The sequence below is a fragment of the Prosthecobacter sp. Pr1 genome (assembly GCF_057652315.1).
This window is the reverse complement of the sequence record NZ_JBYFBS010000002.1, coordinates 234,754-243,989: the sequence shown is the minus strand read 5'-3', so window position 1 is coordinate 243,989 and position 9,236 is coordinate 234,754. Positions and strand designations below refer to the sequence as shown.

Here is a 9,236-nt window from a genome sequence, read left to right as displayed (position 1 = left end):
GTAATAGAACGCTGGTCTACTGGCTTGTGCCTCGGTGCCGCCAAGAGTCGGGCGGTTTGGCGAAGTGAGCGGTGAAGCACAGGTAGGCACTGTGCGCCAAACTCACCCAACCTAAGATGAAGAGCTGCGCTAATTGTGGGGCAGCCCGCAGGTCTGTGAGCGTGTGGAAACGCCCCGCATCCTGACGGCCAATCCGGTTGCCATGCCTTTTTTTCGGTTGCCCATGGCAACTGCGCAAACTGCACCGCATTGCCACAGCTTTCCTGCCGTTTGCATTCCCCGCGCTCTCCTGCACAGCCTTCAGCGCCGCAGTTTCCAGTTGCCCCCCTAGGTTCTGGGGGTTGGAAACTGGCAACCGGCGCCCCGCCCTTTCTGCCTTTCACCGCCGGGAGACGGCGCACCTTTTTGAATGCCTGCGCCGCCATAGCCCCGGAATCACGGACCCGCACAGCGGTTCCCTACCAACCCTGCGACGCCACCCACGGCTGACCGGGATATTGTATAGCATGGTGTGGTATTTCTTTTTATTGCGTGACCCGCCCCGCTCAGCCGACAGGGATGAGGTGTGCGCGTCTACAGGTTCCTGCGTCCCAGCGCGTGCTGCGGACCTATGACGTCCCCCTTTCTAAACGCCCCGACTCCGCCCTCGATGGCGGCGGGCGTTTTTTTTCATACCACACTGGGATCGCATCTCTTCCTATCGCAGCCTCATAACGGCATCAGCCTCACGGCGGACTCTCGGGACACCGATTGGTACGGCTGCCTTCATGCCCGGAGACGATCCTGCCAGTGACCGCCAGGAGGGAGGCATACACCCCATGGCACGGACTGCGCTTTTGGCGCAGTTTGAGACGATCACAGCAAAGACCACACACGATCACAGCAAGAACAACCACACCCCCAAATGAAAACCGACTTCAACACGCTCGCCTACGACCAACATTCCCAGGCCGCCAAAGACTCCGCCCAGGAAGCAGCTGGCAATGCCAAGGACGCCGCACAGCAGGCCGGCTATGCCGCCCGTGATCTGGCCCAGAACGCCACACACACTGTGAAAGACGCAGCCGAGCAGGCCGCCCAGACCGCCAAAGATGCTGCACAGCGTGGAATCGCCGCCACCAAGGATGCCGCGCAGCACGCGGGTCAGGCTGCCAAAGACCTCTACCAGTCTGCCGCCACACGCGCTGAAGACGTTTACCACTCCGCCGCACACCGCGCCGAGGACCTTTACAAAACCGCCGCCGCACGCGCTGAGGACACCTTGGTTCAGTCCAAGCAATACGTGCGTGAGAATCCAGTCCCCGTCGTCCTCGGCGCCTTCGCTGTCGGCCTCACCCTGGGCTGCCTCATGGGCCTCTCCCACCATCGCGAGCCCACGCTGCGCGAGCGCTTCAGCTGGTAGTAAACGCCAGGGGCTCCAGTCCCCGATCTAGCGCTGCGCCCCCGCAGCCCCATGGAAACGAAAAACGAGGTTTTTCGTTTCCATTTTTTTGCTCCCGGAGCTTTTGTTTCCAAAACCGTTTCCGCAGGAGTGCGGAAAGCACGCTTCGTTTTTCCCCGAACTACCCTAGAGGGGGATAACAGGAAATGAAGCCGCTTAAAAAAAACCAAACTTGGCCCGCGCTGGCATCGCTCCGCGATGCGGCCGAAGTGAGCGTGTATGGCTCTCTGACCGAGGGATACCGCTTCGCTCAATCCCTCGCTAGAGGCATTGAACACCTATCTGCCTGAGGCAACAGCGCAGCCCGCGTGTCTTAACGCACGCACCACAGAAACCGCCGTTGGCGCTCGCGGTGATTTCCAAAATCATCGCGGAGCACCTCCGGCATTTCACACGAGGGGTCATTGGGCACCCCCATCACTGCGCCAGAAACTCATCCAGCGCGGCCTTGGTGATGCGGTACTGCGTGCCGATCTTCTTGGCCTTGATCTGGCCGCCTTCGATGCTGGCGAGGACATCGGCCTCGGTGACGCCGAGGGTCTGGGCCACCTGGGCGGGGGTGAGGATGTCGACGGAAGGCGCGGCGGCTGGAGCAGCAGCGACAGCCGGGGCGGCGGCACCGCCGGCGGCGGGGTTCATGTTGAAGGCACCCTGGGCCATCATGTTCTGCGCCATGCCAAAACCCATCGCGATTTCTGCGGCGGCTCCGGCCGGACCAGCGCCACCTTTGGCCATGCCTTCGGCCATCTGGAACTTCACGTAGTCGTTCAGGTTGCCGATCGCGCCCATGCTGCTGCGCTTGTCGATGGCGGCCTCGACTTCCGGCGGCACGCTGGCGTTTTCGAGGATGAAGCTGGTGATCTCAATGCCGTACTTGCCCTGCGTCGTGGGGTTGATGATGGGCAGCAGGGCTTCGCCAAGCTCGGAGTAGCGGGTGGCGAGATCGAGCACGGGCACCTTGGCGGTGGCGAGGGCGTCCGTGAACACGCTGACAATGCGGCTGCGCATGGTGTCGGCGAATTCATCCAGGCGGAAGTGGTTGTCGGTGCCGGCGACTTCCTTGAGGAAGAGCTTGGGCTCGGTGATTCTGAAATCAAAGGTGCCGAAGGCGCGCACGCGCACGATGCCGAAGTCCGCATCCCGCATCATGATTGGGTTGCTGGTGCCCCACTTGTTGCCGGTGAAGAGGCGGGTGGTGACGTAGTAAACGTCCGCCTTGAAGGGAGACTCAAAGCCGTACTTCCAGCCCTTGAGCGTGGAGAGAATCGGGATGTTTTCCGTGCTCAGGGTGTGCTTGCCGGGGCCGAAGGTGTCGCCGTATTGACCAAGGTAAACAAACTGGGCGATCTGCGACTCCCGCACGATGAGCTGCGCGCCGCGCTTGATTTCCTTGTCCTCGTCCGGAAAGCGCCAGGAAAGCGTGTCGCGTGAGTCGTCCGTCCATTGGATGATTTCCAAGAACTGTCCTTTGAGGTAATCCATCAGGCCCATGATCGTATAAAAGGTGAGTGTTTTCGGTGTGTCTGGCAGGGAACGAGGGCGATCTTAAAGAGCGGCATTCCTTTTGGCGAGTGCAATTCTGCGCCCCCGTTTGTAAAGCATCCCTCATTGCTCGCTGAGCGCTTTGCCGTTTGATTCCTTAAATCACTGGTTCAAATTGATATTTCATATGTCCCTTGCCGATCAACTCCAAGCCGCCGCCTCTTCCGGGCAACTCCTCGCCGCCAGCTACGACAACATTCGTGCCCTCCTCGCCGCCAGCGACAACCCGCTTTACCGCGCCAGCATCGAAGAACTCGCCACCGCAGGCCAGTGGGCGGAGCTGAACGACCGCTTCTTCCAGGCGCTTAAATTTGGCACCGGCGGCCTGCGTGGCCGCACGGTGGGCAAGATCGTCACCAAGTCGGAGCGTGGCAGCGCCCCGGAAGACCAGCGCCCGGAGCACCCCTGCGTGGGCACGAACGCGATGAACTTCTACAACGTCAGCCGCGCCACCCGTGGCCTGGTGACCTACCTCAAAAACTTCCGCGCCAACGCCAAGCTCAGCGGCAAGCCGAGCATTGTCTTTGCGCATGACACCCGCCACTTCTCCCCGGAGTTCGCGAAGTTCTGCGCCAAGATCGCCATGGATCACGGGGCGGATGTGTACCTCTTCGACTACTGCCGTGCCACGCCGGAAATGTCCTTCGCGGTGCGACAGCTCCGTGCGGATGCAGGCGTGATGATCACCGCCTCCCACAACCCGGCGCATGACAACGGCTATAAGGTGAATTTCAACGACGGCGCCGGCATCGTGGAGCCCCACGCCACCGGCATCATCAAGGAAGTGAACGCCATCAAGGGCGAGGAATACACCGCGCTGCCCGAGGCCGAACGCGGCAAGCTCACCACCCTGGCCGATGACATGGACCAGAAGTATCTGGCCCGCGTGGAAACCATGATGCTGCAGCCCGAGCTGCTGCAGAAGGAAGAAGCGAAGAAGCTCAAAATTGTATTCACCGCATTGCACGGCGCAGGCGGTGTGCTGGTGCCCGTGCTGCTGAAAAAGCTCGGCTTCAATTTTCTCACCGTGCCGGAGCAGGACGTGCGCGACGGCCGCTTCCCCACCGTGAAGTCCCCGAATCCGGAAAACGCCTCCGCCTTGCAGATGGCGGTGGATCTCGCCAACAAGGAAGGCGCGGACATCATCATCGGCACCGATCCCGACTGCGACCGCATGGGCGTGGGCGTGCGCAATGCCGCTGGCGAAATGGTGCTGCTCACCGGCAATCAGGTGGGCTCACTCATGGCCTGGTACCGCACCAAGACGATGTTTGACCTCGGCATCCTCAATGCTGAAAACAAGAGCCACTCCGTGCTGCTGAAGACCTTTGTCACGAGCCCGATGCAGGACGCCATCGCCGCGAAGTTTGGTGTCGGTTGCGTGAACACACTCACCGGTTTCAAGTGGATCAGCGCCAAGCTTTCCAAATACGAAGCCGCCCTGCCTGCCGACATTCAGAGCCGCTACCGCGACCTCAACAACGTGGAGAGCCGCAACGCACGCCTCAAGCACAGCAAGTTCCTCGTCTTCGGTGGTGAGGAAAGCTACGGCTACATGGGCGATGACTTCAGCCGCGACAAAGACGGCAACGGCGCCGTGGTCATGTTTGCCGAGCTCGCCGCCTACGCCGCCAGCCTGGGCCTCACCGTGGTGGGACTGCTGGATCAGGTGTACTGTGAAGTGGGCTACTTCCTGGAGCGCAACGAGAGCAAGGTCTTCGAAGGTGCCAGCGGTGCCGCGCAGATCGCCAAGCTGGCCGACAGCTACGGCAGCAACCCGCCGAAGGAAGTGGATGGCTCCGCCGTCATCAAGGTGCGCGATTTCCGCAAGGACGAGATCACCGATGAAGAAGGCGACGTGGTGCTGAAGGAGAAGATGCTCTTTGTGGACCTTGCCGATGGCCGCAGCTTCGCCGTGCGCCCCTCCGGCACAGAGCCGAAGATCAAGTACTACATGTTTGGCCGCAGCGTCCCCGCCGCAGGTCAGAGCCTCAGCGCCGACGAACTCACGGCTGTGAAGGCGAAGGTAACCGAAGGCCTCGCCAGCATGTGGGCCTGGCTGGACAAAGACATCGACGCGCGTCTGGCTTCATAAGGCCGAAGTTCACGACAGATTCGAAGAAATGGCAATGCGGCTGAACAAACTTCAGCCGCATTCGTCTATCCAGTTGTGACCTCATTCCTGAGGCGGAGGGCCGGAAAATGCGGCTTGAAGTTCCCAGGAATTTAAGAACTATTAACGATTATGAATTCTCAAACCACTCGCAGGGGGCTGATCAGTTCCATTGGGCTGGGCTGGTGTTTCACCATCCTCTCTGCTTCCACGGGCATGGCGCAGGCTCAGCAGCGCTACTATCCGCAGCCGCAGGGTTATCCCCAGCAGGGTGGTTATCCACAGCAGTACAGCCCTCCACAGGGCTATCAGCAAGCACCGCAGGGTTACCAGCAGACACCTCCAGGCTACGGCTATCCGCAACAGCAGCAGCCCCAGCCGCAGTATGAAAGCCCGCTGCAGTTTCTGCCGAAGTTTGGCCAGCGCATGAGCGAAATGGCGCGCCGTCTTTTCTATGGCAAGGACCCCACCGGCTATGACTACCCGCCGCAGGGCTACGGTCAAAACGGCGGCTACAGCCTGGACTCCACCCCGCGCCCGCAGGCCGCTCCAACATATCCGCAGCAGTCTCCGCAAGGATATCCCCTTCCCGGTTCAGGCTACACCCAGCCACAGCCTGGCTATCAATATCCGCAACAGCAGCCTCAGGGACAGCCGCGCTACAACTACCCGCCGCAGCAGCAACCCCAGCAGCAGCCGACCGCTCCGGCCCCGTCGCAGTCAAACACGAGCCGCAGCAAAAGCACGCCTTCTGCTCCAGCTCCACAGAGCAAGACTCCCTCCCCCAGCACCACGCGCAAATACACTCCGCCCAAGGTGGACGACTCACCGCCATCCCCCAGGACGACGAGTAAACCTGCCACGGTGACACCCAAGAAGGAGCCGAAGCCTGACGCCCCTCCGCCGACGCCAGCGCCCACGACGCGCCGCTCCGAATCCACCTCCAAGGAATTTCCTACCACGACTTCCAACAGCGGATCTTCTGGGTCGTTCTTGAAGGGCAAGAAAACCGCGAAGCCCGGCCGTGTGATCAGCCCATATCCGCCTTACAAAGAGCTCGACATCACCGGGCTCGAGAGCGGCTCCCTGGCGCTGGACCCCACCACGCAGAAGGTTTTTGAGGTGCCTTGAGGCTTTCCCGCCCCGTACTTCCGGCTCCAGCGCCCCATTTTTTAGGAAATCCCGGTCACGCCGAAGCTTCTTCTTTTGTGCCAGCGGCAGGTCTTTTGACGAAATCAAAAATAAACGCGGCGCTGGCCTGAAGAATGCTTGCTAAAAGGGTAGGACGGCGCTTGGCTGTCCTACAACCATTCATGGCCGACCACGGACTCCAGCAGTTACAGACTCAAAAGCTCGCCATCGGGCCGCAGATGCAGCAAAGCTTGCAGATCTTGCAGGCTCCCACTTTGGAGCTGCGCCAGATCATCCAGCAGGAGGTCGAAATCAATCCGGTGCTGGAGCTCGAAGCCCCGGAAACTTCCATCCAGGACGCCATCCCCGATGATCCCGATGACCGCAGCGTGGATGACAGTGACATCGACGCCCTGACGCAGATGGATGACGAATGGCGCGAGTACTGGCAGCAGAGCCGCCAGCAGACCGCCACCCGCCGCAGCGATGACCAGGAACGCTGGCAGTTCCTCATGGACTCCATCGTGGCTCCCACCACGCTGCAGGAGCATCTGCTTTCCCAGCTCCACACCTCGGACGCCAAAGCCGCACTTGCTCCTCATGTGGAGTTCCTCATTGGCAATCTGGATGACCGTGGCTTTCTCAACACCCGCATCGACGACCTGAGCCTGAACCATGGCATCCCCATCGATGTCCTGATCACCGCCAAAAAGCTGCTGCAGAGCTTCGATCCTGTGGGCGTCGGCTCGGAAGATCTGCGCGAATGCCTGCTGGTGCAGCTGGAGCGCCTTGGCAAAAAGCAGAGCCTCGCCTGGCGGCTCGTTGATCAATACATCGACGATCTCGCCAACAAGCGCTACCCCATCCTCGCCCGCAAGCTCGGCGTACCGCTGGAGCAGATCTCACGCGCCGCCGATTTCATCAGCACGCTGGACCCGCGCCCGGCGCAGCGCTTTGCCGTCTCCTCCAACAACTACGTCACACCGGATGTCGTGGTAGAGCGCCAGGGGCGCGACTGGGTGGCAGTCATGACCAATGACGACCTGCCGCACCTGCGCATCAGCAACACCTACAAGGACCTGCTCAGTGCGCCCGGCAACAACGGCGAGGTGCGCAACTACGTGCGCGACAAGATCCGCAGCGGCAAGTTCCTCATCCGCTCCATCCATCAGCGCCAGCAGACGATCCACCGCATCGCCACGCAGATCCTCAAGTATCAGCGCGAGTTCCTGGAGAAGGGCACCAACTTCCTGCGCCCGCTCAACATGGCCACCGTGGCCGATGAAGTCGGCGTGCATGAGACCACCGTCAGCCGCGCCATCGCCGGCAAGTACATCGCCACTCCGCATGGCGTGTTTGACATGAAATTCTTCTTCTCCCACGGCGTGAAGACAGAATCAGGCGATGACTTGAGCAACACCAGCGTCAAAAACGCCATCGCCGAACTCATCAAGAACGAGCCCAAGCACAAGCCCCTCAGCGACGACAAGCTCGCCAAACTGCTGGACGGCCAGGGCATCAAGGTCGCGCGCCGCACCGTCGCGAAATACCGCGAAGCCCTGAACATCCTGCCCAGCCATTTGCGGAAGTCGTTCTCTTGAGTCAGCAGTACGATGGGCACTCCTGCCGTCGATCAGCGATACCGAAAAGCAGCCAGGCTCACCCCAACCTTAAAGCCATCGTCGGCTGCGCATCCCTTTGCGTTACGTCGCGCCACTTCCTCCGCCGCAGCGGAGCCGCAGGTCATTTGTTTACACCCCGCTCCGACGAAGCGCTGAACGACAGACAGGAGTGTCTATCGTACTTCACGTCCGCACGCGCAGTGACATGCGAGTGCATGCTTTCCTCCTCCTCACACAAACCGCCGCGCCACCTCCGTGTAAAACGCCAGCGCCTTTTCCACTTCGGCACACTCGACGTACTCCACCGCTGCGTGTGCCTGATCGATGCTGCCGGGGCCAAACAGGATCGTCGGAATGCCCATGCGTGAGAATTTGCTGGCATCACTGCCAAAGGGAACGCCGCTGACGCCATTATCGCGCTCCATTTCGCCGAGCAAGGTTTGCGCAAGTTGCACGAGCGGAGCTTGGGCGTCGGTCTGAAAGGGCCAGTCCTGCAGCATCGGTGTTTCCATTTCTGCCAGCACGTCCGGGTGTCGCTTCATCAGCGCATCCAGCAGCACCTGATAATGCGCCAGCACGTCCGGCACTTCTTCACCGGGGAGCAGACGGCGGTCGATTTCGATCACCGCCTCATCCGGCACGAAGTTCACCTGCACGCCGCCATGGATCACGCCCACGTTGCAGGTGCCCGGCCCGAGCAGCGGATGCTGGGTCTGCTGCATGCGCTCATGGTCCTCGTTCAAGGCCAGCACGATGCGCGACATCGCGGTGATCGCGTTGATACCCAGATGCGGCTTCGAGCTGTGCGCTGCTTTTCCCTTGGTGCGGATGCGCCAGCGCAGCACTCCCTTGCTCGCAATCACGCATTTGAATTCTGTCGGCTCCGCCACCACGGCGGCATCGGCCTTGAGTCCTTCGCAGAGTTTGACCACGCCGCGAAAGGAATACTCCTCGTCAACCACGGCAGCCAGCCACACCTCGCAGGGCGGAGGTTCACCGCTGGCGTGAATGTCCGCCACCGCGTGCATCATCGCCGCCAGCCCCGCCTTGTCATCTACCGAGCCGCGACCGTGCAGCCTGCCATCCCGCACAACCGGATCGAAGGGATCAATTGTCATGCCTTTGACGGAGACCGTGTCCATGTGCGCCTCGAACACGATGCGCCTGGAGGAGTCGCGACCCGGCACGCGCGCGATCACGTTGTTGCGCCCCGGAAACACTTCCTGCTCCCACACTTCCATGCCGCGCTCCTCAAAGAATTGCCGCACGTAGGCCGCCGCCTCCCCCTCTCCGGGACCGCCCTCATAAGAGGTGTTGATGCTGTTGATGCGGACGAGGTCGGCCAGAGTGTTCAGGACAGGAGACATCTCGCAAACTAAACGAAGTC

At 61.1% G+C, this 9,236-nt stretch carries 6 protein-coding genes; 4 read left to right on the top strand and 2 right to left on the bottom strand.

From position 1 onward, the window contains the following. The first annotated feature begins 904 nt into the window (after window positions 1-904). Window positions 905-1,402, top strand: coding sequence for an ElaB/YgaM/YqjD family protein (locus tag AC24GY_RS03880; RefSeq protein WP_422323660.1), 498 nt, complete (start codon window positions 905-907; stop codon window positions 1,400-1,402). Window positions 1,403-1,858: 456 nt separating this feature from the next. On the opposite strand, the gene AC24GY_RS03875 is transcribed toward AC24GY_RS03880, so the two are convergent. Beyond that, window positions 1,859-2,932 carry an SPFH domain-containing protein gene (locus tag AC24GY_RS03875; RefSeq protein WP_487680452.1) on the bottom strand — a complete coding sequence of 358 codons (1,074 nt, stop codon included), beginning with the start codon at window positions 2,930-2,932 and terminating at the stop codon, window positions 1,859-1,861. A gap of 178 nt (window positions 2,933-3,110) precedes the next feature. Between AC24GY_RS03875 and AC24GY_RS03870 the strand changes: the two genes are divergently transcribed. From AC24GY_RS03870 to rpoN, 3 genes are all read left to right on the top strand, one after another. Then, entirely contained in the window at window positions 3,111-5,078 is a 1,968-nt protein-coding gene (locus tag AC24GY_RS03870; RefSeq protein WP_487680450.1) for a phospho-sugar mutase, read from the top strand. A 150-nt stretch (window positions 5,079-5,228) separates the two neighbouring features. Further along, window positions 5,229-6,227, top strand: a complete 999-nt coding sequence (locus tag AC24GY_RS03865) for a hypothetical protein (RefSeq protein ID WP_487680448.1) — start codon at window positions 5,229-5,231, stop codon at window positions 6,225-6,227. Window positions 6,228-6,409: 182 nt separating this feature from the next. Continuing rightward, the gene (rpoN, locus tag AC24GY_RS03860; protein ID WP_487680446.1) at window positions 6,410-7,828 is read left to right on the top strand and encodes an RNA polymerase factor sigma-54; all 1,419 of its coding nucleotides are present in this window, start codon (window positions 6,410-6,412) and stop codon (window positions 7,826-7,828) included. Between the two features lie 251 nt (window positions 7,829-8,079). On the opposite strand, the gene AC24GY_RS03855 is transcribed toward rpoN, so the two are convergent. Beyond that, window positions 8,080-9,216, bottom strand: coding sequence for a M20 family metallopeptidase (locus tag AC24GY_RS03855; RefSeq protein ID WP_487680444.1), 1,137 nt, complete (start codon window positions 9,214-9,216; stop codon window positions 8,080-8,082). Window positions 9,217-9,236: the final 20 nt, after the last annotated feature.

Bases quoted from the DNA above. Each gene is read 5' to 3' on its own strand.
- AC24GY_RS03870 (WP_487680450.1), top strand. From the start codon at position 3,111: ATGTCCCTTGCCGATCAACTCCAAGCCGCCGCCTCTTCCGGGCAACTC.
- AC24GY_RS03875 (WP_487680452.1), bottom strand. From the start codon at position 2,932: ATGGGCCTGATGGATTACCTCAAAGGACAGTTCTTGGAAATCATCCAA.
- rpoN (WP_487680446.1), top strand. From the start codon at position 6,410: ATGGCCGACCACGGACTCCAGCAGTTACAGACTCAAAAGCTCGCCATC.
- AC24GY_RS03865 (WP_487680448.1), top strand. From the start codon at position 5,229: ATGAATTCTCAAACCACTCGCAGGGGGCTGATCAGTTCCATTGGGCTG.
- AC24GY_RS03855 (WP_487680444.1), bottom strand. From the start codon at position 9,216: ATGTCTCCTGTCCTGAACACTCTGGCCGACCTCGTCCGCATCAACAGC.
- AC24GY_RS03880 (WP_422323660.1), top strand. From the start codon at position 905: ATGAAAACCGACTTCAACACGCTCGCCTACGACCAACATTCCCAGGCC.